This window comes from Microbacterium sp. M28, assembly GCF_025836995.1.
GTDB lineage: Bacteria > Actinomycetota > Actinomycetes > Actinomycetales > Microbacteriaceae > Microbacterium.
Window position 1 is genome coordinate 1,905,581 of sequence record NZ_CP107546.1, and the last position, 21,778, is coordinate 1,927,358.

Consider the following 21,778-nt stretch of genomic DNA (forward strand, 5'->3'; position numbering starts at 1 on the left):
GCTCAGGAACAGGTGACTTCGGTGCGGTAGATCTGCATGTCGCCGCCTGCGGCATGAGGCGTCATGCAAGCCGTGTGAGCGATGTACATCACCTGCTGGTACAGCGGCTGGATGACCTGGTCCGCGAGGATGCGGTCCTCGGCCTGCTGCCACAGCTCGTCCGCCTCCTCCGGGGTGGCGGCGGCGAGCGCCTGAGCGACGAGCGCCTGTCCCTCGGGGTCCTCGTACTGCAGGCGGTAGTTCGCGTCGACGTACACCGAGGCGACCCACTCGGATGGCGCGGGGAACGATGATCCCCAGAGCTGGATGACGGGACCGTCGAGGGCGTAGCTGTTGATGGTCTCCGACAGTGCGGCCGCCGGGACGGGCTTCGGTTCGACGGTCAGCCCGATCTCCTTCGCCGAGTTCGACACGGCCAGCGCCGTCGCGGCATCCGTCGTGTTCTCGGAGGAGTAGTTCAGCGGGATGGTGCCGGTGAATCCGGACTTCGCGATGAGGTCCTTCGCCGCGTCGGGATCGAACGTGCAGTACTGCCCGCAGGCGTCCTCACGGAATGCCGAGACCGAGTTCGGCATCAGCGACGGCGCTGGTACGGTCGCGTCCTTGAAGAGGTCGGTCGAGATGCTCGCCCGGTCGACGATCATGGAGAACGCCTGGCGCACCTCGATCGGGAACGTCGCGTCCAGATACGTCGGCCAGGTGAAGTACGTCTGCAGCGTGTTGCGGTCGATCGCCGTCAGCCCCTCCTCGCCGAGTGCGTTCCGCCCCTGGGCGATCAGGCCGGGCGGGAGGCTGCGCAGCACGTCGGCGTTGCCCGCGACGACGTCCTGGTAGGCGGTGTTCGTGTCCGTGTAGACGCGGAAGGTGATCTCATCCGCGGCGCCGTCCGGTACCCAGCCCTGATAGTCCGGGTCCTTCTTCAGCACCGCTTCCACCTGCGGGTCGAGCTTCTCCAGCGTGTACACACCGTTTCCGATCGGCTTCTTGTCGTAGGCGATCGGATCCGCGAACGCGCTCTCGGGCATCGGGCAGAACGCGAGCTGCGACAGGATGTACGGCACGTCGTTGTTCGGCGACTTCATCTCGATGGTGAAGGTGCTCTCGTCGATGAGCGTGATGCCGGAGAACTCCGTCGCGGTCGGCTCACCTTCTGCCGGGTTCAGCTCGTCGTATCCCTTGATCGGGCCGTAGGCGTAGTTCGACGGCATCGCGTTCGCGCCGGCGCCCACGAAGTTGAACGTGTCCACATAGGTCTGGGCGGTGATCTCCGTGCCGTCCGAGAAGGTGTGCCCGTCGGCCACCGTGACCGTCCACGTGATCTGGTCCTCGCTCTCGACAGACTCCGCGCCGCGCATGAAGACCGTGCCGTCCTCCTCGATGCCTGTCAAAGGCTCGCACAGCGCCATCGCGATCTGCGAGCCCGGATTCTGCGCTCCGGTGATCCGACCGATCTCGCCGTTGTTCACGGCGACCAGCGAGGTCTCTCCGTCTGCCGTGCCTCCTGCAGGCTGTCCGAGACAGCCCGTCAGCAGGGTGGTGGTCGCTGCGGCGGCGACGATGCCGACCGCGAGGCGACTCCTCATTCGATTCATCAGTGGTTCCTTTCGGAGGGGGTTGGGGAGGATCCGACGGTCGTGATCATGCCGATCAGCGACACGGTGACCTGGTCGGCGAGGTGACAGGATGCTCGGTGCGTGTCGGCACCGCCGGGAACAGGAAGCAGTCCTGGTGTGTCCATGGCGCAGCGCTCGATCGCGGTGTAGCAGCGGGTGTGGAAGGGGCACCCGGGAGGCGGATCGATCGGTGACGGCGGGTCGCCCTCGAGAACGACGCGCTCCAGTCGCTCGTCCGGCGCCAGCGTGCGGGGGATCGCCGAGAGCAGAGCGCGCGTGTAAGGATGTGCGGTCGCACCGTACACGTCGTCGCAGGACCCCTGCTCGACGACCTTGCCGAGATACATGGTCACGATGCGGTCCGACATGTGCTGAACCACGTCGAGGTCGTGCGCGATGAAGATGATCGACAGCCCGAGCTCGCGCTTGAGCCGGTTCAGGAGGTTGAGGACCTGGGCCCGCACCGAGATGTCCAAGGCGGACACCGGCTCGTCGCAGACCAGCAGTTTCGGCTCGACGGCCAGGGCTCTCGCGATGCCGATGCGCTGCAGCTGCCCTCCGGAGAACTCGTGCGGGTAGCGATGAGCGTGGTCCGGATTCAGTCCGACCTGAGCAAGCAGCTCCTGCACCCGCTGCTCCACCTGCGACGCGGGCAGTAGTGCGTGAGTGGTGATGCCCTCGGCGATCGACTGGCCGATCGACCGCCGAGGGTCGAGCGAGGCATGCGGGTCCTGGAACACCATCTGCACTTCGCGGTGCAGCAGAGTCTTGCGCTCAGCCCTCGTCATGGCGCCGACGTCGGCGCCGCTCCAGCGCACCGTGCCTTCATCCGGGTCCTCGAGGCCGCAGATGATGCGCGCGAGCGTCGACTTCCCGCATCCGGATTCGCCGACGAGGCCGACGGTCTCGCCCTGCTCGACCGTGAAGTCCACCCCGTCGATCGCGCGCACGGGTGCGTGGGATGCCCTGGAGAACATCGTGTGCTTCTGCTTGTAGTAGCGGCGTACCGATTCAAGCTCCAACAACGGCATCGGCGATCACCTCCTCCTTGTGGTGACACGCGGCGGCACGCTCCGGTGCGACGATCTCGAGCGCGGGAACGACGCTTCGGCATTCGGCCGTCGCATACGCGCAGCGGGGGTTGAAGCTGCATCCTGGTGGGCGGTGGGCGATGTCCGGCGGCATGCCCTGGATCGTCGGCAGGTCACCGCCGCGGTGGGCGGCGCTCGGAATCGACCCGAGCAGGCCCTTGGTGTACGGATGGGCCGGGCTGGCGAACAGGGAGCCGATCGGGCCGGCCTCGGCGACGCGACCGGCGTACATGATGAGGGCGCGGTCGGCGAGCTGGCCTGCCACCCCGAGGTCATGCGTGATCATGAGCAGTGCCATCCGGCGCTCGCGGGTGATCTCCGCGAGCAGTTCCAGGATCTGCGCCTGCACTGTGGCATCCAGAGCGGTGGTCGGCTCGTCCGCGATGAGGACGTCCGGGTCCAGCGCGAGCGCCATCGCGATCATGATGCGCTGACGCATTCCGCCGGAGAACTGGAACGGATAGTCCTGTGCCCGTTTCGCAGCATCCGGTATGCGCACGGCCCGCATCATCTCGACCGCCGCGTCATGCGCCTGCTTCTTCGACATCCCACGGTGCACTCGGTACAGTTCGGCGATCTGCGTGGAGACCGTCTGCACCGGGTTGAGCGCGCTCAGCGCGTCCTGGAAGACCATGGCGATGCGCGCTCCCTGCACGCTCCGCAGTCGGGCCGGCGACACGGTGAGCAGGTCGTCGCCGTCGAACAGGATCCGACCAGAGGTCACACGCGACGCCGGCTTCGGCAGAATCCCCATGATGGCCTTGGCAGTGATGCTCTTGCCCGAGCCGGACTCGCCGAGGACAGCGAGAGTCTCCCCGCGGTCGAGATGGAAGCTCACGTCCTCCAGGGCAGGGATCGGCGGATTGCCGGGTGATCGGAACTCGAGGGAGAGGTTCTGAACCTCCAGCAGCGCGGTCATCGGCGGGCTTTCGGGTCGAGGGCGTCACGCAGGCTCTCGCCGAGCACGACGAAGGCGAGCGTGGTCAGGCCGAGCATCAGCGCGGGGAAGAACATCAGGAGCGGGGCGATCTGCCAATTGCCGTCCTGGCTCGCCAACGCGATCTGGATCCCCCAGGAATAGGCGGGCAGCTTCAGTCCGACTCCGAGGATCGAGAACCCCGCCTCCGCAGCCATCCCCGCACCCACGGAGAGCGTCGTCATGACGATCAGCGGTGTCACCGCATTCGGAATGACGTGCGAGCCGAGGATCCGCCACGGACCGACGCCCAGCCCCCTGGCTGCCTGGATGTACTCCAGGTTGCGCACCTGCATCACCGAGCTGCGCATGTAGCGCATGGTTCCCGCCCAGCTGAAGAGCACCAGGACGAACACGATCGTCCACACGGTTCTGGACTGGAACTGGTAGAGGATCACGAGGCTCGCGATCCCGACCGGGATGCCCAGGATGACGTTCGATGTCCACGAGATCACCGAGTCCACGACTCCCCCGAAATACCCGGCGAGAGCGCCGGCGATCAGCGCGACGACGAACGTGATGAGAGCCGTGAAGACCCCGACCTCGAGCGAGGTGCGGGCGCCGTGCACGATGTTCGACCAGTAATCGCATCCCTGGATGTCGTATCCCATGATGTGTCCGGGCTCCGGACCGACGCGTGACTTGGTGAGGTCGCAGTCCCGGGGATCGATCTGCGTGAACAGCATCGGGAAGACGGCCATCAGAGTCACGGTCACGATGATCAGCGCCGCGATGTCGAAGAAGGGGCTCTTCCACAGGCCGCGCAGACCGCTTCGTGGGCGCGATCGTCGTACCCGCGCGGCGATGAGGGTCGTGGTGGATTCAGACATGGCGCACCCGCGGATCGATGATCGGATACAGGAGGTCGACGACGAGCGCAGCGACCAGGTAGAACAGCAGCAGGAAGATGGACACGCCGACGACGACAGGGCCGTTCTGCGTGTCGATCGCGCGGGCCAGGGTGCCACCAAGCCCCGGCAGGTTGAAGATCGTCTCGATGAGCACGGAGCCGCCGAGCAGCGCTGCCAGGCTCAGCCCGAGATAGGTGACGACGGGCATGAAGGCGTTGCGCAGCGCATGCACCCACATGATGCGCCTGGGTGCGAGTCCCTTCGCGGTCGCCGTCACGATGAAATCGGAGCGCAGCACGTCGACCAGACTCGTCCGACTGAGACGCGCGAGTGGAGATGCCGTCTCAAGCGCGAGCACCATCGCAGGCATGATGAACGCGAGCGGGAACCCTGCCTGAACGCCGGAGATCGGCAGCCAGTGCAGCTCGATGCCGAAGACGTACTGGCAGAAGTAGGCGATGATGAAGCCCGGCACGGCCAGGAAGAAGATCGTGAAGACCAGATTGAGCTTGTCGGGGAGCTTGCCCTGGCGCAATCCGGCCCAGACACCGAGGCAGATTCCGATGATGAGCTTCAGGACGAAGGCCGACAGCGCGAGCACCACGGTGTAGGGCAGCGCGGTGGCGATCAGGGTCGACACCGAGTTCCCGTTGAAGTCGTGCCCGAAGTCCCCCTGCAGCACGTTCCACAGGTACTTGGCGTACTGCACGAAGAACGGGTCGTCCAGGTTGTACTGGTCGCGGATCGCCGCGATCGTGGAATCGGACAGTCGCTTCTCCCCGCCGGCGAGACGCGCGACAGGATCACCCGGGATGAGGAACACCAGGAGGTAGACGAGGAAGGTCGATCCGATGAGGGTCGGAACCATCATCAGGATGCGGCGCAGGGCGTACCGCAGCATCAGTGCCTCGTCGGCTGGTGCGCGGCGTAGTAGTTCAGCAGGCCCTCCGGCAGCGCGGGGATCTCGAACGGCTGCGATCCGGAGCGGATGGACAGGGCGCCACCCACCCCTGCTGCCACGGCATCGCGCGCGGCGACGGGACTCGTCTGGGTCGCGCTGCCGTTGCGGACGAACTCCACGAACTCGGCGACGGTGAGCGGGTCCGCCCCGCCATGTCCTCCGTCGCCGCCGTCCTCGATCGGGTAGCGCACATGGCCTTTCTCGAGGTAGTCGCTGCGCGCGTTCCACAACCGGATCTCCCCGCCGGCATCGTCATCGAAGTTCTCGATCCGCCCCTCGGTTCCGATCACGGTGTAATTGCGCCAGTAGTCCGGGGTGAAATGGCACTGCTGGTAGCTCATCAGCACCCCGGAGTCCGTGCGCATCATGATCATCGAGATGTCCTCGACGTCGATGACCGGGTTCAGATCCTGCTGCGCGAGCGGCGGGTAGTTGCTCATGGAGAACCAGTCCCCCATGCGGCGGTCGGAGTTGTCCCGACGGGACTCGACGTCGCCGTAGACCGCCAGGTCGCCGACGCCGACGACCGAACGGGTCGAGGTCCCGGCGATCCAGTGCATCACGTCGATGTCGTGCGCGCCCTTCTGCAGCAGCAGGCTCATCGCCTTGTCGCGCTCCGCGTGCCAGTCCTTGAAGTAGTAGTCGCCGCCGTGACCGACGAAATGACGGCACCAGATGGCCTTCACCTCGCCGATCTCGCCCCGATCGACGATGTCCTTCATCATCTTCACGACCTGCATGTGCCGCATGTTGTGCCCGACGTACACCTTCGTACCGGTGCGGTACCCGGTTTCGAGGATCCGATCCGCATCGTCGATCGAGATCGCCAGAGGCTTCTCGATGTAGGTCGCGATGCCCGCCTCCAAGAGCTCGACGGCCACATCGGCGTGGGTGAAGTCGGGGGTCGTGACGAACGCGCCGTCCACGTCGATGCCCGACGCGATCAGATCAGCGACCGAAGCGAACACCGGCACATCGCCGAAGAGTCGGGATGCCCGCTCGTGCGTGCTCGGGTCCGGGTCGACCGCGGCGACGACGACGCCCCCGGCCGCCTTGACATGCAGCGCCACTCCTGCCCTGGCCCCGACGCCGATGACGGCGGCTCGGAACTCGGTCGTCTCATCGGCCGGCGTGTCAGCGGTCATCTCTTCGTGCTCCAGATCGGTGGTGAGGGTGGGCGCAGGCACGCCGGGAAACCCGTAGATGCGGGAGGAGTGCTTCTCGAATGCCAGACCGAGTGCTCCCAGCGCTGCCGCGTCGGCGCCCAGGGCTCCTCCACGGATGACCCAAGGGCCGGCATCGATTCCCGTCACAGCGGTGCGGATGCCTTCGGCAAGCGGCTCGGCGACCAGATCCGCGAACTCACCGAGTTCGCCGCCCAGGACGATCACGTCCGGGTCGACGGTGAGCAGCAACGCCGCCATCGCAGGGGTCATCGCCGCGCTCAGCGCTTCCAGCGCAGCCTTCCCGCGTGAATCCGCGGGATCGTCGCGCAACCGGCTGAGTTCCGCAGCGATGCGCGACACCGCTTCGAGGAACGGTCCTTGCGGTACTGCAACGTCACTGAAGGCGCGGAGCAGCCCGACCTCACCTGCGCGGCCGCGCCGGCCGCGCAGAACGTGCCCCGCCGCCGTGACGCGCGCCGAGACATGGTGCCAGGTCAGGGCGTAGACGCCCGCCTCCGCGTCCGACAGCGCTCCCCCTCTGGACTCCGCTTCCGCCGCGAGCGAAAGGTCGTTGTCGACGACCACCGGAGCGCCGAAGTAGTCCGAGAACATCGTGGAGAGGTTCTTCCCCGACCACTCGGCGACCTGCGGCGCCGAGACCAGCAGCCCGTCCTCGTCGATGAGTCCTGCGACGGCGACACCGATGGCGACGACGTCGGACGGCCGGCGTCCGATCCGCTCGATCGTCTGCTGCAGAAGAGAGCGCACGGGCGCGAGGCTCGGGCGCGCCGTCGCGGGGGGAGCGATCTCGGCATCCCGACGGTGCAGCAGACGTCCGGTGCGGTCTGCGACCACGATGCGCACCGTGCTGCGCGTCAGATCGAGTCCGACGACGATCGGGGATCCGGCGATCGGCGAGAACGTCCTGGCCGGGCGACCGGCCGCACCTCGCGCCTCGTGTTCGATGACGAGACCGGAATCCATCAGCGCGGTCAGCGCCGCCGTGACGGTCGGCCGCGACAGCCCGGTGCTCTCCGCAAGGTCGGAGATGGTCACCCGATCCTGTGCGCGCAGACTCGACAAGCACTGTGCGACGAGCTTCACGTCGATGGCGGACATCCTCGAACCTCAATTTCTAATCGACTTTCATAGCCGTTTTGAAACAACTTTCATTATTGTGCGGGCCGAGACGTCCGCTGTCAACCATCCGACCCGACGGCATAGGCTCGTGTCATGACCGACGACGCCAATCCGCTGCTCTCGCCGTCCGCCCTCCCCTACGGATTGCCGGATTACGCCGCGATCCGACCCGACCACTACCTGCCCGCATTCGCCGCCGCGTTCACCGCACATCTCGACGAGATCCGGGAGATCACGGCATCCGACGCCGAGCCGACCTTCGAGAACACGATGGTGCCGCTCGAGCGGGCCGGCGCTCTGCTCGAGAACGTCGCGCACGCCTTCTACACGGTCAGCTCGGCGGATGCGACAGCCGAGATCCAAGCCATCGACGAGGAACTCGCCCCTCTCATGGCCGCGCATCAGGATGCCGTCAGTCTGGACGCCGCCCTCTATACACGAATCCGCAGCCTCCACGAGCGACGGGACGAGCTGGGCCTCGAGGGCGAGGACCGCTACCTGGTCGAGCGCCACCACCGCGAGATGACGCACGCCGGCGCGGCACTGGATGATGCCGCCAAGTCGCGGCTCACCGTGCTCAACCAGCAGTTGTCGACGCTCACGACGACGTTCGAGAAGAACCTTCTCGCCGACACGAACGACCTCGCGGTGCTCTTCCACGACCCTGCGGAACTCGACGGTCTGGCACCCGGTGAACTGTCCGCGGCATCCCGCGCCGCGTCCGAGCGCGGGCTGGCGGGGTATTTGGTCGCGCTCCCTCTGTTCACCGGGCATCCGTACCTGGCCTCGTTGACGAACAGGGACACGCGCCGCCGCATCATGGATGCGTCGCGATCGCGGGGATCCCGCGGCAACGCGAACGACAACGGCGCCGTGCTGATCGAGATCGTCCGCCTCCGTGCGGAGCGCGCCGCTCTGCTCGGCCACGACTCGCATGCCGCATACGTGACCTCGGACGAGACGGCACGCGACCCCGAAGCTGTCTCCGATCTGCTGCACCGTCTGGCAGCTCCTGCCGCCGCGAACGCACGACGGGAGCAGGCCGCTCTGCAGCAGATCATCGATACGACAGAAACAGAGCCGTTCGCGCTCGAGGCGCACGACTGGGCGTTCTACACCGAGAAGGTCCGCAAGGCCGAGTTCGACATCGACACGGCGGCTCTGCGCCCGTGGTTCGAGGCCGAGCGGGTCCTGCGCGACGGCGTGTTCTTCGCCGCCACCCGCCTGTACGGGATCACGTTCGTCGAGCGTACCGATCTGGTCGCGTACCACCCCGGCGCACGCGTGTTCGAGGTGTTCAACGCCGACGGCAGCGCGCTCGGGTTGTACGTCCTGGATCTGTACACGCGCGACTCCAAGCGCGGCGGTGCGTGGATGAATCCGATCGTCAGCCAGTCCCGGCTGCGCGGCACGGCACCCGTCGTCGTCAACAATCTCAACGTCTCGCAGCCGGCGGACGGACAGCCGACCCTCCTCACGCTGGATGAGGTGACGACCCTCTTCCACGAGTTCGGTCACGCACTGCACGGACTGTTCGCCACGGTCACGTACCCGCATTTCGCCGGGACGAACGTCTTCCGCGACTTCGTCGAGTTCCCCAGCCAGGTCAACGAGATGTGGATCATGTGGCGTGAGGTCCTCGACAACTACGCCCGCCACGTCGACTCGGACGAGCCCCTGGATGCGGGGATCGTGCAGCGTCTCAAGGCGACCGAGACCTTCGATCAGGGGCACGCCACGAGCGAGTACCTGGCAGCGGCCTGGCTCGATCAGGCGTGGCACCGCATCGGCGTCGAAGATGCCGTCGCAGACGTCGCCGAGTTCGAAGCGGCCGCGCTCGCGGCCATCGGCCTGAACAACCCGGCCGTTCCGACCCGCTATTCGTCGACGTACTTCGCCCACGTGTTCGCCGGCGGATACAGCGCGGGGTACTACTCGTACATCTGGAGCGAGGTGCTCGACGCCGACACCGTCGAGTGGTTCCGTGAGAACGGGGGCCTGACGCGCGAGACCGGCGATCGGTTCCGCGAGCGCCTGCTGGGCGTCGGCGGGTCGAAGGATCCGCTCGAGGCGTACCGCGATTTCCGCGGGCGGGATGCCGAGATCGAGCCGCTGCTGAAACGCCGCGGGCTGGAGGCGTGAGCCGGTCCGACCGGCTCGAGGCGGTCAGACGGGCGTTCGATGCTCGCGCTGCGACGTACGACGGCAGTCGCATGCATCGCGATCTGGCCGTGGCCGTCGCGGCGTACGCGGATCTGAGCGCCGTGCGCGACGTGCTGGACGTCGCGACGGGCACGGGGCTCGTCCTTCGGGCGCTGCGCGAACGCCGCGAGGAGCTGCGTCTGACAGGCACCGATATCTCCCCCGGGATGCTGGAGGTCGCGCGCGACAGCCTGCCGGACGCGACGTGGGTCGAGGCCGACGCGGCTGCACTGCCGATCGCGGACCGCTCCGTCGATCTCATCACGTGCGTGACGGCGTTGCATGCGATCCCCGACGCTCCGGCGGCCCTCGCCGAATGGCGGCGGGTGCTCAGGCCCGGCGGGTACGCGCTGACTGCGACGTTCGTCGAGTATCGGGGGGCTGCTCCCGCACCGCAGCGCATCCCGTATCCCAGCGATCATGTCCCGTTCTCGTCGCTCGAGCGGCTGCAGCGAACGGCAGAGACTGCGGGCTTCGCCATCGCGCGCAGCACGAACTGGATCGACGGGGACGACGAGCTCCTCATCGCGAAGTGGACCCCGATCGCGGCTGTATCGCGGGCGGCAGACGGCTCCGTCTAAGCTGTCCCCAGCATCGCCCGTCCGCGAAGGAGCCTCGCATGACCGCTTTCCCCGCAACCCCGTTCGGCAGTGCTGATCGGATCGAACTCGAGCCGCATCCACTCGCTGTGGTCCGGCACGAGAGCATCCGCATCGATGACGTGCGCGCCGCGTTCGACACGGGTTACGCGGCGATCGGCCGCCTGTTCGCCGACGGCACGCTCCAGCCGGCAGGCCCTGCGCTCGCGATCTACCGCGGCAACCCGATGGAGCAGTTCGACCTCGAGCTCGGCTTTCCCGTCGCGGTCACCCTGACCGGGCCGGTCGAAGCGAACGGCACCACCGTGTCCCCCGCGGTTCTGCCCGCCGGGCGTGCGCTGGCCACGACGACGCACGGGTCCTACGACCACCTCGGCAGTGCATGGTCCGCTCTGGTGGAGAGCGCGGATGCCGCCGGGCTCTCCCCGCGCGGCATCTCGATCGAGGTCTACGTCTCGGACCCGACCGAGGCACCCGAGCGGTTGCGCACGGATCTCATCCTGCCGTTGAACTGATTCTCCGCGGATCAGCTGCTCTTCACGAGCCCGGCTTGCCGCGCGAGAACGCGCGCTCGTGCCGCCAGCGCCTCCGGGACCTCGGCTGCCGCGAAGTGCCCGCCCTCGTCCAGCCGCTCGAACGAGCGGAGGTCGCGGTAGAACCGTCGCGCCAGCACTTCGGGATAGTCGTGCTCGTGCCGTTGGATCGCCACGACGGCCGGCACGTCGACAGGTGCGATGGACGCATCGGCCCCACGATCGAAGTACGGCCGGAACGACGAAGCGATGGTCTGCGTGGCCCAGTAGATCGTCGCCTCCGTCAGGATCCGCTCGCGGGACACCCGCCGCTCGACGGCAGCGGGCTCGTCCGCCGGTGTGTCGCTCCATTCGACCAGCTTCTCCGCCAACCACGCCAGTAGTCCGACGGGCGAGTCGTTCAGAGCGACCGCCAACGTATCCGGTCTGGTGGCCTGGACATGTCCATAAGCACCGTCCGGGCCGCCGGTCGCTGCGAGCCGATCGAAGAACGCCCGCGCTTCTGCATCGTCGAGCGCTTCCCGCTCGGCGTCCGTACCGAAGTGCGCGTGCGTCACGAGGATGCCGGCGACGTGCTCCGGATGCTCGGAGGCGATCAGGTCGCTGACGTTCGCCGAGATGTCCTCCCCGTAGACCAGATAGCGCTGATAGCCCAGCACGTCCGTCATCAGCGCGTGCATCAGATCGGCCATGACGTTCTCGGTCATCGTGCCGTCGTACGGATCCGAGAACGCGAAACCGGGGAAGCTGGGCACGACGACGTGGAAGTCCTGCAGCCGGTCGGCGAAGTCCAGTTGCAGGGCGAAGGTGTGCGGCCAGCCGTGCATGATCAGCAGCACCGGCGCATTCGGGTCCTGTGAGCGACGGTGGACGAAATGCAGTCGGGTCCCATGGACGTCGGCCGTGAATTGCGGATGGCGATTGAGGTCACTCTCGCGACGGCGCCAGTCGAATGCGCGCCACGTGTCGACGAGCTCGGCCAGATAGGCGGAGGAAAGACCACCGGGCGGTCGTCGCGGCGAGTCGGGAAGCATGCGGGCTCCCCTGAGCCGTGCGTTCAGGTCGGCGAGGACGGCATCCGATACGGAGATCTCGAAGGGTCGCATGACGCGAACCTAGAGCAGGCCTCCGACATCGGAGGTCTGCTCTCAGGCGCTCTTGCGCTTGCGCTCCATGATCACCGTCGGCGGTGCTCCCTCGTCGACCGCGGCGCGGGTCACGATGACCTTCGCCACGTCTTCGGCGGAGGGGATCTCGAACATGATCGGGCCGAGCACGTCCTCAAGGATGGCCCGAAGGCCACGGGCGCCGGTCTTGCGCTCCACTGCCAGATCCGCGATCGAGCGCAGCGCGTCCTCCTCGAACTCGAGCTGCACGCCGTCGAGCTCGAACATGCGCTGGTACTGCTTCACCAGCGCGTTGCGAGGACCGGTCAGGATGTCGATCAGCGCATCCTGATCGAGCGGCGAGACGGATGCGACGACAGGAAGACGGCCGATGAACTCGGGGATCAGTCCGAACTTGTGCAGGTCCTCCGGCAGCACCTCGCTGAACAGATCGAGGTCCTTGGACTTGTCGTGCAGCGGGGCGCCGAAGCCGACTCCGTGCTTGCCGACGCGCGACGAGACGATGTCCTCGAGTCCGGCGAAGGCTCCGGCGACGATGAACAGGACGTTGGTCGTGTCGATCTGCAGGAATTCCTGGTGCGGGTGCTTGCGGCCGCCCTGCGGCGGCACCGATGCGACCGTGCCCTCGAGGATCTTCAGCAGCGCCTGCTGCACACCCTCGCCGGAGACATCCCTCGTGATCGACGGGTTCTCCGCCTTTCGGGCGATCTTGTCGATCTCGTCGATGTAGATGATGCCCTGTTCGGCACGTTTGACGTCGTAGTCGGCTGCCTGGATCAGCTTGAGCAGGATGTTCTCGACGTCCTCGCCGACATAGCCGGCCTCCGTCAGCGCCGTCGCGTCGGCGACGGCGAACGGCACGTTGAGCCGCTTGGCGAGGGTCTGCGCGAGATACGTCTTCCCGCACCCCGTCGGACCGATCATCAGGATGTTGCTCTTGGCGATCTCGATCTCGTCGGCCTTCTGCTCGGCCGGCTGCAGCGTGCTGCGTGCACGCACGCGCTTGTAATGGTTGTAGACAGCGACGGAGAGCGCCTTCTTCGCGGGCTCCTGCCCGACGACGTACTCCTCGAGGAACGAGAAGATCTCGCGCGGCTTCGGCAGATCGAACTCGGCGACACCCGAGGCTTCGGACTCCGCCATGCGCTCTTCGATGATCTCGTTGCACAACTCGACGCACTCGTCGCAGATGTACACGCCGGGGCCGGCGATGAGCTGCTGGACCTGCTTCTGGCTCTTTCCGCAGAACGAGCACTTGAACAGGTCGGCGCTTTCACCGATACGAGCCATGCGCATCCTCCTCAGGATCCTGAGATCTTCCTGACGAGCCTAACCCGTGCATCGGACACCGAGCCGCATTGGCACGACTCGGTGTCCTGAGATGCGCGTCACACCATGCTCTTGGTGTGCCACACCGTCTTCGTCTCGGTGAACGCCGCGATCCTCGCGGGCGACGCCTCCACGACGCCGGGAGGCAGCACGCGCTTGAGCGTGTCCGCAGCGGCGATCTCCAGATCGACCCACTCCAGCTCCCCCGCGCCCGCGAGATCGAGCGCGTTGACATCCGCGTGCGATGCGAGCCACGGAGCGACTTCGGCCGACGAACCGGTGAGCACGTTCACCACACCACCGGGAAGGTCGCTGGTCGCGAGCACCTCGGCGAGGCTGATCGCCGAGAGCGGGAAGCGCTCGCTCGCGAGCACGACGACGGCATTTCCGGCGACCAGTGCCGGTGCCACGACCGAGACGAGGCCGAGCAGGGCGGAATCCTGTGGAGCGACGATCGCGACGACGCCGGTCGGCTCGGGCACCGAGATGTTGAAGTAGGGGCCGGCGACGGGATTGGCGCCTCCCGCGACCTGCGCGTACTTGTCGCACCAGCCCGCGTACCAGACCCACAGATCGATCGCCTCGTCGACCTGGGTCGCGGCCGCTCCGGCCGACACGCCCTCCTGCGCGACGATCTCGTCGATGAACTGGGCTCGACGCCCTTCCAGCACCTCGGCCACGCGGTACAGGACCTGGCCGCGGTTGTATGCGGTCGCGCCGGACCAGCCCTTCACGGCCGCGCGTGCGGCGACGACGGCATCCCGAGCATCCTTGCGCGACGCCTTGGCCGCATTCGCGAGGAAGGCACCCTTGGGCGAGACGACCTCGTAGGTGCGGCCGGACTCGCTGCGGGGGAACGCTCCGCCGATCGCGAGTTTGTAGGTCTTGGGAACGGAAAGACGCTTGCTCATGCGGAAGCTCCCTTCAGGTAGGCGGTGAGACCGTGGCGGCCGCCCTCGCGACCGTACCCGGACTCCTTGTAGCCGCCGAACGGGCTGGACGGGTCGAACCGATTGAACGTGTTCGCCCAGACGACGCCGGCACGCAGACGGTCGGCGACCGCCAGGATGCGCGAGCCCTTGTCGCTCCAGATACCGGCGGAGAGCCCGTACGGGGTGTTGTTGGCCTTCGCGATCGCCTCAGCCGGGGTGCGGAACGTCAGCACCGACAGCACTGGTCCGAAGACCTCGTCCCTGGCGATGCGGTGGGATGCCTCGACACCGGTGAAGATCGTCGGGGCGAACCAGAAGCCCTTCTCCGGGATGGCGCAGTCGGCGGTCCACCGCTCGGCGCCTTCGGCCTCGCCGATGTCGCTGAGCTCACGGATGCGCGCCAGCTGCGCTGCGGAGTTGATCGCCCCGATGTCGGTGTTCTTGTCCAGCGGGTCGCCCAGACGGAGCGTCGACAGGCGGTTCTTGAGCCGGTCGATGACCTCGTCGTGGATCGATTCCTGCACGAGCAGACGGCTGCCGGCGCAGCACACATGCCCCTGGTTGAAGAAGATGCCGTTGACGATGCCTTCCACGGCCTGATCGATCGGCGCGTCGTCGAAGACGATGTTCGCGGCCTTGCCGCCGAGTTCGAGCGTGAGCTTCTTGCCGCTGCCCGCCACCGCACGCGCGATGTCGCGGCCGACTCCGGTCGAGCCGGTGAACGCCACCTTGTCGACGTCCGGATGCCGGACCAGTCGCGCCCCGGTCGATCCGGCTCCGGTGATGATGTTCACGACGCCGGCCGGGAGATCGGCCTGCTGGAGGATCTCGGCGAAGATCAACGCGGTGAGAGGTGTGGTCTCGGCGGGTTTGAGCACGACCGTGTTTCCCGCCGCGAGAGCGGGGGCGATCTTCCACGCCAGCATCAGCAGGGGGAAGTTCCACGGGATGACCTGACCGGCGACGCCCAGTGACCGAGGGTTCGCACCGAGGCCCGCGTGATCGAGCTTGTCGGCCCAGCCCGCGTAGTAGAAGAACCACGCGGCGACCAGGGGCACGTCGACGTCGCGGCTCTCCTTGATCGGCTTGCCGTTGTCGAGGCTCTCGGCCACCGCGAGCTCACGGGCGCGCTCCTGGACGAGCCGTGCGATGCGGAACAGGTACTTGCCGCGATCCCGTCCGCTCATCCTCGACCAGGTCTTCTCGTACGCACGACGCGCGGCCGCGACCGCGCGATCGACGTCCTCGTCGCTGGCGCCGGAGATCTCCGCGATGCGCGATTCGTCAGCGGGCGAGATGGTGGTGAAGCCGGGACCTGTCCCGTCGACGAACTCGCCGTCGATGAACAGACCGTAGCTGTCCTTGAGGTTCAGAACGGCCTTCGACTCCGGAGCCGGAGCGTATTCCAGGAATGACATGTGTGCGCTCCTTCTCAGTCGATCGTGACGTAGTCGGGGCCGGAGTAGTGGCCGGTGGCGAGTTTCTGACGCTGCAGCAGCACATCGTTGAGCAGGCTGGACGCCCCGAAACGGAACAGATGCGGCTGCAGCCACTCCTCCCCCGCCGTCTCGGCGACCGTGACGACGTACTTGACGGCATCCTTCGACGAACGGATGCCGCCGGCAGGCTTGACACCGATCTTCTCCCCCGTTGCGCGGTGCCAGTCACGGACGGTCTCGAGCATCAGCAGCGTCGTCGGCAGCGTCGCGGCCGGCTGCACCTTGCCGGTAGAGGTCTTGATGAAGTCGCCTCCGGCGAGGATGCCGAGCCACGATGCGCGCTTGATGTTGTCGTACGTGTTCAGCTCGCCCGTCTCGAGGATGACCTTGAGCGAGGCGTACGTGCCGTCCTCTCGACGACAGGCCTCCTTGACACGGGCGATCTGCTCGAAGACGAGCCCGTACCGCCCGGACAGGAAAGCCCCGCGGTCGATGACCATGTCGATCTCGTCAGCGCCGGCCGCCACGGCCTCGGCGGTGTCCGCGAGCTTGATCTCCAGCGACGAGCGGCCGCTGGGGAACGCGGTGGCGACGGCCGCGACCGAGATCTTCCCGTCGTCCGGATCGCCGTGCAGGCCGCCGAGAGCCTCGACCGCGTACGGAACCATGTCGCCGTACACGCAGACCGCGGCGACCAGCGGGGTCGACGGGTCGGCGGCATCGGGCGTCTTGGCCTTGGCGACCAGTGATCGCACCTTGCCCGGGGTGTCCGCCCCCTCGAGCGTGGTGAGGTCGATCAGCGAGATGATCTTGTCGAGCGCCCACGCCTTGGACGTGGTCTTGATCGAACGGGTGCCGAGTCCGGCGGCCCGCTGCTCGAGTCCGACGGCGTCGACGCCGGGCAGCCCGTGCAGGAAGCGGCGCAGCGTCGCATCGTCCGGGTCACCGCCCAGCACGTCCACCGCAGACCTGCGGGTGAGTTCCTTCGTGGTCACTGTTCCTCCAACAATGCTCTGGCTGTGGGCTCGTCGGTCACCAGGACGCGGCACAGGCCGCTGGTCACGACTGTACGCGCGATGTCGTGCTTGGCGGCACCGGCGGTGACGAAGACGGTTCGGTCCGCGGCGCGCAGCCGCTCGAGCGACACGCCGACCGTGCGCGCGTCGAGTTCGGGGTCGACGACGTTGCCGTCCGCGTCGACGTATCGTCCCAGTACGTCGCCCACGGCGCCGCGGCGTGCGAGCTCGGCGACGTCGTCGACGTCGAGGTACCCGTTCTCGACGTGCGCGGACGTGCGGTCGCACGGGCCGGCGCTGAACAGGAATGCGTTCGCGTTCGCGGCCTGCTCCAGCACACCCGCGACGGTGCGGTCGGATTCGATCGCACGTTTGGTCTCGAGGCGCTCCAGGATCGCGGGGCTCGGCAGCAGCGCTACCTGTCCGGCGGCGCGCTGGGCGATCGTCGCCGCCAGCTGGGCGGCTCCCCCGGATCGGCGGCTCAGGCTCACGCCCCCGTTGAGCTGCACGACGGTGACGCCGTGCGCCCACCCGTCGACAAGCGCTTCGGCCACAGCCGTGAGCGTGCGCCCCCAACTGACCCCGAGGATCCGCGGCACCGGCCGAAGCGCGGCCAGGTGATCGGCGGCGCCCTGGGCGACGCGCTCGAGCGTGGTCGCGTCGTCGTCTGCGGCGGGTACCACGACGGCGTCAGCCAGTCCGAAGCGCTCGGTCAGCTGGCGCTCGATGCCCAGACGCCTCGCTCGAGGATGCACGATCTCGATGCGGACGATGCCGCGTTCACGCGCCTGCGTCAGCAACCGGCCGACCTTCCAGCGCGAGATCTTCAGGATGCCGCCGATCTCGTCCTGGGTCTTGCTCTCGTCGTAGTAGAGCTCGGCGACTCGCACGGTGAGCAGATCGTCGTCCACGGCATCCTCCCTTCGTCTCCAGCGTAGCGAGCGAACGACGCATGCGCACTCGAGTGCGCATATGAGCAGGAGCAGGAGGTCCGGCCGCGCATCCGCAGTCCACCGACGACGAAGAGGGCGACCCGGCGGGATGCCGGGTCGCCCTCTTCGGATGAACGGATGCTCAGACGCGCTTGCGCGTCGTGAGCACCTGGTCGACGATGCCGTACGCGAGAGCCTCGCTCGCCGAAAGGATGTTGTCGCGATCGATGTCGCGGTTCACCTTCTCGACCGGCTGGCCGGTGTGCCTGGCCATGGTCTCCTCGAGCCAGGTGCGCATGCGGAGGATCTCCGCCGCCTGGATCTCGATGTCGGATGCCTGACCGTGCCCGGCCTCGCCCATCGCCGGCTGGTGCATGAGCACGCGGGCGTTGGGCAGCGCGAGACGCTTGCCCGGCGCACCGGCGGCGAGCAGCACGGATGCCGCCGATGCCGCCTGGCCGAGCACCACGGTCTGGATCTGCGGCGCGACGTACTGCATCGTGTCGTAGATCGCCGTCATGGCGGTGAACGAGCCACCGGGCGAGTTGATGTACATCGTGATGTCGCGCTCGGCGTCCTGGCTCTCGAGCACCAGGAGCTGAGCCATGACGTCGTCGGCCGAGGCGTCGTCGACCTGCACGCCGAGGAAGATCACACGGTCTTCGAACAGCTTGTTGTACGGGTCCTGACGCTTGAAGCCATAGGCGGTGCGCTCCTCGAATTGCGGGAGGACGTAGCGGCTGGAGGGCAGGTTGCCTGCGGACTGGAAGGTGGGGGTGTACATGGTGATCCTTCGCTTTCCGCTTACTTGGTGTCCTGGTCGGTTCCGCCGCCGCCGACGACGTCGGTCGCGGACTCGCGGATGTGGTCCACGAAACCGTACTCGAGCGCCTCTTCGGCCGTGAACCAGCGGTCGCGGTCACCGTCGGCGTTGATCTGCTCGACGGACTTGCCCGTCTGCGCGGCGGTGATCTCGGCGAGGCGCTTCTTCATCGACAGAATGAGCTGCGCCTGGGTCTGGATGTCGCTCGCGGTGCCGCCGAAGCCGCCGTGCGGCTGGTGCAGCAGCACACGGGCGTTGGGGGTGATGTACCGCTTGCCCTTGGTGCCGGCGGTCAGCAGGAGCTGTCCCATCGATGCCGCCATGCCGATGCCGACCGTGACGATGTCGTTCGGCACGAACTGCATCGTGTCGTAGATCGCCATGCCAGCGGTGATCGAGCCACCGGGCGAGTTGACGTAGAGGTAGATGTCCTTCTCAGAGTCCTCCGCGGCGAGAAGAAGGATCTTCGCGCAGATCTCGTTGGCGTTCTCGTCGCGCACCTCTGATCCGAGCCAGATGATGCGGTCCTTCAGCAGCCTGTCGAAGACGCTCGTCGCGACAAGGGGTTCTGCAGCCATTTCAGCTCCTGTTTCCGTGTTCGGTGATTTCGAATCTACCGGCGACAACGCGGCACTCAGGTCGTGTTCGCCGTCGGCATATCAGGTGTCGCGGTCGGCGATCTCCTGCGCGTACGCGGTCATCGAACGGTGATATCTCGGCAGATGCGGGATCAACGCCAGCAGGGCGACCGACAAGCCGCGTGCCGGTGCACCGGCACTGGCGAGCACGAGGGCGTGCACGACCGCGACGGCCTCGCGGTACGACGAGTCGGGATGCTCCTGCGTCTCTGCTTCGATCAGGGCCAGCGCCTCGTCGAACGCGCCGATGTTGCGCAGCGAACTGGCCAGCTGGATCACGGCCTGCGGCCGATGCTCCTCGTCGAGGCCGAGCGCGAGCGCACGTCGGTACAGCGCGACGGCCTCCGCCTCGCGTCCTGCCGAGTCCCTGGCACCTGCACGCTCGAACTCGGCCCTGCCGTCGTCCGGCCCGCGTTCGGCGGCGAGGGCATCGATGCGAGCCACGACGTCGCCGTCGACGATCTCACCGCTCGCCGCAGCCCAGACCGCGTCGATGCGTTCCTCCCAGGTGTCCACAGATCTCCTCTCACGCGAGAAGGCGGATGCCGAAGCATCCGCCTTCTCGTCAGTATCGCGCCGCGATCACTCGGCCTTCTCGGCCTCGTCCTTCTTGGCGGCGGGCTTCTTTGCCGGAGCCTTCTTGGCGGCCGGCTTCTTGGCGGCCGGCTTCTCAGCCTCGGCCTCGTCCGACTCGGCCTTGTCCGCCTTCTTGGCCGGAGCCTTCTTGGCGGCCGGCTTCTTGGCGGGAGCCTTCTTGGCCGACTTCTCCTCGGCGGGAGCCTCGGCCTCTGCCTCGTCCTCGTCGTCGACGGCGATGAAGTCGCTCAGATCGACCGCCTTGCCGTTGGTGTCGACGACCGAGACCTTGCCGAGTGCGATGGCGAGCGCCTTGTTGCGGGCGACCTCGCCGACGAGCGCGGGGATCTGGTTCGACGACTGCAGAGCCTCGACGAACTCCTGCGGAGCCATGCCGTACTGCGCTGCCGACTGGATCAGGTACTGGGTGAGCTCGTCCTGCGAGACCTGCACGTCCGCCTGCTCGGCGATGGTGTCGAGCAGGACCTGCGTGCGGAACTGCTTCTCGCTCGCCTCGGTGACCTCGGCGCGGTGCTCGTCGTCCTCGAGACGGTTCTCGGACTCGAGGTGGTTGTGCACCTCGTCCTCGATGAGCTGCGGCGGGACGGGGATCTCGATCTTCTCGAGCAGCGCCTCGACGAGCTTGTCGCGCGCGGCCGAGCCCTGCGTGAAGACGCCCTGCTGGTTGACGCGCTCGGCGACGCTCTCGCGGAGCTCGGCGATGGTGTCGAACTCGCTCGCGATCTGCGCGAAGTCGTCGTCGGCCTCGGGGAGCTCGCGCTCCTTGACGGCCTTCACCGTCACGGAGACCTCGGCTTCGCTGCCGGCGTGGTCGCCGCCGACGAGCTTGGAACGGAACGTGGTGTCCTCGCCGGCCGTGAGCGACTCGATCGCGTCGTCGATGCCCTCGAGCAGCTCACCGGAGCCGACCTCGTACGACACGCCCTCTGCGCGGTCGATCTCGGCGCCGTCGATCGTGGCGACGAGGTCCAGCTCGACGAAGTCGCCCTTGGCTGCCGGACGGTCGACCGGGATCAGCGTGCCGAAGCGGGCACGCAGACGGTCGAGCTCCTCGTCGACGGCGGCCTCATCGGTCTCGACGGCGTCGACGGTCAGGGTGATGCCGTCGAAGGACGGGATCTCGATCTCTGGGCGGACGTCGACCTCGATGTCGACGAGCAGGTCGCCCGAGAAGTCCTTGTCGCTCGGCCACTCGATGATCTCGGCGGACGGGCGTCCGACGATGCGGATCTTGTGCTCGGTGGCTGCGGCGCGGAAGAAGCCGTCCAGGCCCTCGTTCACGGCGTGCTCGATGACGGCGCCGCGGCCGACGCGCTGGTCGATGATCGGCGCGGGGACCTTGCCCTTGCGGAAGCCGGGGATCTGCACGTCCTGAGCGATGTGCTCGTACGCGTGCGCGATGCTGGGCTTGAGGTCCTCGGGGGTGACCGTGATGCTGAGCTTGACCCGGGTCGGGGTCAGCTTCTCGACGGTGCTGTTCGCCATGCTGGTGTGTTCTCCTTGTGGTTCCCGCGCGGGAGCGCGGCGTGAAGCGTGTGGGACAGAGTCGGGGCGACAGGATTTGAACCTGCGACCTCCCGCTCCCAAAGCGGGCGCTCTACCAAGCTGAGCTACGCCCCGGGGAATCCGCACGCAGATTCAGCCCTAGGAAGTCTAACGGACAAGAGCGGTCCGAACTGTCCGCTATGCTTGACGAGTCGGTTCACGACCCGCCAGCCGGGCCGGATCCGGGGCTGTAGCTTAATGGTAAAGCCTCTGTCTTCCAAACAGATGACGCGAGTTCGATTCTCGTCAGCCCCTCCACTCCTCCACT

The 21,778-nt window shown here is 67.2% G+C and carries 19 protein-coding genes and 2 tRNA genes; 4 read left to right on the forward strand and 17 right to left on the reverse strand.

What is annotated here, in order from left to right; genetic code table 11:
- Window positions 1-2: 2 nt before the first annotated feature.
- From OED01_RS09420 to OED01_RS16435, 6 genes are read right to left on the reverse strand one after another with little or no spacing between them, the layout of a single operon-like run.
- On the reverse strand, window positions 3-1,592 hold the full coding sequence (locus OED01_RS09420; RefSeq protein WP_264155023.1) for an ABC transporter substrate-binding protein: 1,590 nt from the start codon (window positions 1,590-1,592) through the stop codon (window positions 3-5).
- The gene (locus tag OED01_RS09425; protein WP_264155024.1) at window positions 1,592-2,644 is read right to left on the reverse strand and encodes an ABC transporter ATP-binding protein; all 1,053 of its coding nucleotides are present in this window, start codon (window positions 2,642-2,644) and stop codon (window positions 1,592-1,594) included. Before OED01_RS09425 ends, OED01_RS09420 begins: the two co-directional genes overlap by 1 nt.
- Complete coding sequence (locus OED01_RS09430; protein WP_264155025.1) at window positions 2,625-3,623, reverse strand: ABC transporter ATP-binding protein; 999 nt, start codon at window positions 3,621-3,623, stop codon at window positions 2,625-2,627. The genes OED01_RS09425 and OED01_RS09430 overlap by 20 nt, the downstream gene beginning before the upstream one ends.
- The gene (locus OED01_RS09435; RefSeq protein WP_264155026.1) at window positions 3,620-4,510 is read right to left on the reverse strand and encodes an ABC transporter permease; all 891 of its coding nucleotides are present in this window, start codon (window positions 4,508-4,510) and stop codon (window positions 3,620-3,622) included. Before OED01_RS09435 ends, OED01_RS09430 begins: the two co-directional genes overlap by 4 nt.
- Window positions 4,503-5,432, reverse strand: coding sequence for an ABC transporter permease (locus OED01_RS09440; RefSeq protein WP_264155027.1), 930 nt, complete (start codon window positions 5,430-5,432; stop codon window positions 4,503-4,505). The genes OED01_RS09435 and OED01_RS09440 overlap by 8 nt, the downstream gene beginning before the upstream one ends.
- On the reverse strand, window positions 5,432-7,777 hold the full coding sequence (locus OED01_RS16435) for an ROK family protein (protein ID WP_318841098.1): 2,346 nt from the start codon (window positions 7,775-7,777) through the stop codon (window positions 5,432-5,434). The genes OED01_RS09440 and OED01_RS16435 overlap by 1 nt, the downstream gene beginning before the upstream one ends.
- Window positions 7,778-7,891: 114 nt before the next feature.
- On the opposite strand from OED01_RS16435, the gene OED01_RS09455 reads away from it, so the two are divergent.
- Genes OED01_RS09455 through OED01_RS09465 form a run of 3 tightly spaced genes read left to right on the forward strand, consistent with a single transcriptional unit; the run spans window position 7,892 to window position 11,114 of the window.
- Window positions 7,892-9,940 (forward strand): M3 family metallopeptidase, encoded by a 2,049-nt coding sequence (locus OED01_RS09455; protein WP_264155028.1) that lies wholly within the window; start codon window positions 7,892-7,894, stop codon window positions 9,938-9,940.
- Window positions 9,937-10,581: a class I SAM-dependent methyltransferase gene (locus tag OED01_RS09460; protein ID WP_264155029.1), complete on the forward strand. Its 645-nt coding sequence runs from the start codon at window positions 9,937-9,939 to the stop codon at window positions 10,579-10,581. The genes OED01_RS09455 and OED01_RS09460 overlap by 4 nt, the downstream gene beginning before the upstream one ends.
- A gap of 38 nt (window positions 10,582-10,619) precedes the next feature.
- Window positions 10,620-11,114, forward strand: a complete 495-nt coding sequence (locus OED01_RS09465) for a GyrI-like domain-containing protein (RefSeq protein ID WP_264155030.1) — start codon at window positions 10,620-10,622, stop codon at window positions 11,112-11,114.
- 11 nt (window positions 11,115-11,125) lie between these two features.
- On the opposite strand, the gene OED01_RS09470 is transcribed toward OED01_RS09465, so the two are convergent.
- The 11 genes from OED01_RS09470 to OED01_RS09520 form a co-directional block, all read right to left on the reverse strand.
- Entirely contained in the window at window positions 11,126-12,238 is a 1,113-nt protein-coding gene (locus OED01_RS09470; RefSeq protein ID WP_264155031.1) for an epoxide hydrolase family protein, read from the reverse strand.
- 42 nt (window positions 12,239-12,280) lie between these two features.
- Window positions 12,281-13,549, reverse strand: coding sequence for an ATP-dependent Clp protease ATP-binding subunit ClpX (gene clpX / locus OED01_RS09475; RefSeq protein WP_264155032.1), 1,269 nt, complete (start codon window positions 13,547-13,549; stop codon window positions 12,281-12,283).
- A gap of 98 nt (window positions 13,550-13,647) precedes the next feature.
- Entirely contained in the window at window positions 13,648-14,499 is an 852-nt protein-coding gene (locus OED01_RS09480; protein WP_264155033.1) for an aldehyde dehydrogenase family protein, read from the reverse strand.
- Window positions 14,496-15,938 (reverse strand): aldehyde dehydrogenase family protein, encoded by a 1,443-nt coding sequence (locus tag OED01_RS09485; RefSeq protein ID WP_264155034.1) that lies wholly within the window; start codon window positions 15,936-15,938, stop codon window positions 14,496-14,498. The genes OED01_RS09480 and OED01_RS09485 overlap by 4 nt, the downstream gene beginning before the upstream one ends.
- A gap of 14 nt (window positions 15,939-15,952) precedes the next feature.
- The gene (deoC, locus tag OED01_RS09490) at window positions 15,953-16,921 is read right to left on the reverse strand and encodes a deoxyribose-phosphate aldolase (RefSeq protein WP_462937630.1); all 969 of its coding nucleotides are present in this window, start codon (window positions 16,919-16,921) and stop codon (window positions 15,953-15,955) included.
- Window positions 16,922-16,950: 29 nt separating this feature from the next.
- Window positions 16,951-17,886: a sugar-binding transcriptional regulator gene (locus OED01_RS09495; protein WP_264155036.1), complete on the reverse strand. Its 936-nt coding sequence runs from the start codon at window positions 17,884-17,886 to the stop codon at window positions 16,951-16,953.
- A 163-nt stretch (window positions 17,887-18,049) separates the two neighbouring features.
- Window positions 18,050-18,691, reverse strand: a complete 642-nt coding sequence (locus OED01_RS09500; RefSeq protein WP_264155037.1) for an ATP-dependent Clp protease proteolytic subunit — start codon at window positions 18,689-18,691, stop codon at window positions 18,050-18,052.
- 20 nt (window positions 18,692-18,711) lie between these two features.
- A complete protein-coding gene (locus OED01_RS09505; protein ID WP_264155038.1) occupies window positions 18,712-19,308 on the reverse strand; it encodes an ATP-dependent Clp protease proteolytic subunit in 597 nt (198 codons plus the stop codon).
- Window positions 19,309-19,389: 81 nt separating this feature from the next.
- A complete protein-coding gene (locus OED01_RS09510) occupies window positions 19,390-19,884 on the reverse strand; it encodes a tetratricopeptide repeat protein (protein ID WP_264155039.1) in 495 nt (164 codons plus the stop codon).
- Between the two features lie 66 nt (window positions 19,885-19,950).
- Window positions 19,951-21,450 carry a trigger factor gene (gene tig / locus OED01_RS09515; RefSeq protein ID WP_264155040.1) on the reverse strand — a complete coding sequence of 500 codons (1,500 nt, stop codon included), beginning with the start codon at window positions 21,448-21,450 and terminating at the stop codon, window positions 19,951-19,953.
- Between the two features lie 61 nt (window positions 21,451-21,511).
- Window positions 21,512-21,585: transfer RNA gene (locus OED01_RS09520), tRNA-Pro, on the reverse strand.
- Between the two features lie 109 nt (window positions 21,586-21,694).
- On the opposite strand from OED01_RS09520, the gene OED01_RS09525 reads away from it, so the two are divergent.
- Window positions 21,695-21,768, forward strand: a tRNA-Gly gene (locus OED01_RS09525).
- The last annotated feature ends 10 nt before the right edge of the window (window positions 21,769-21,778 follow it).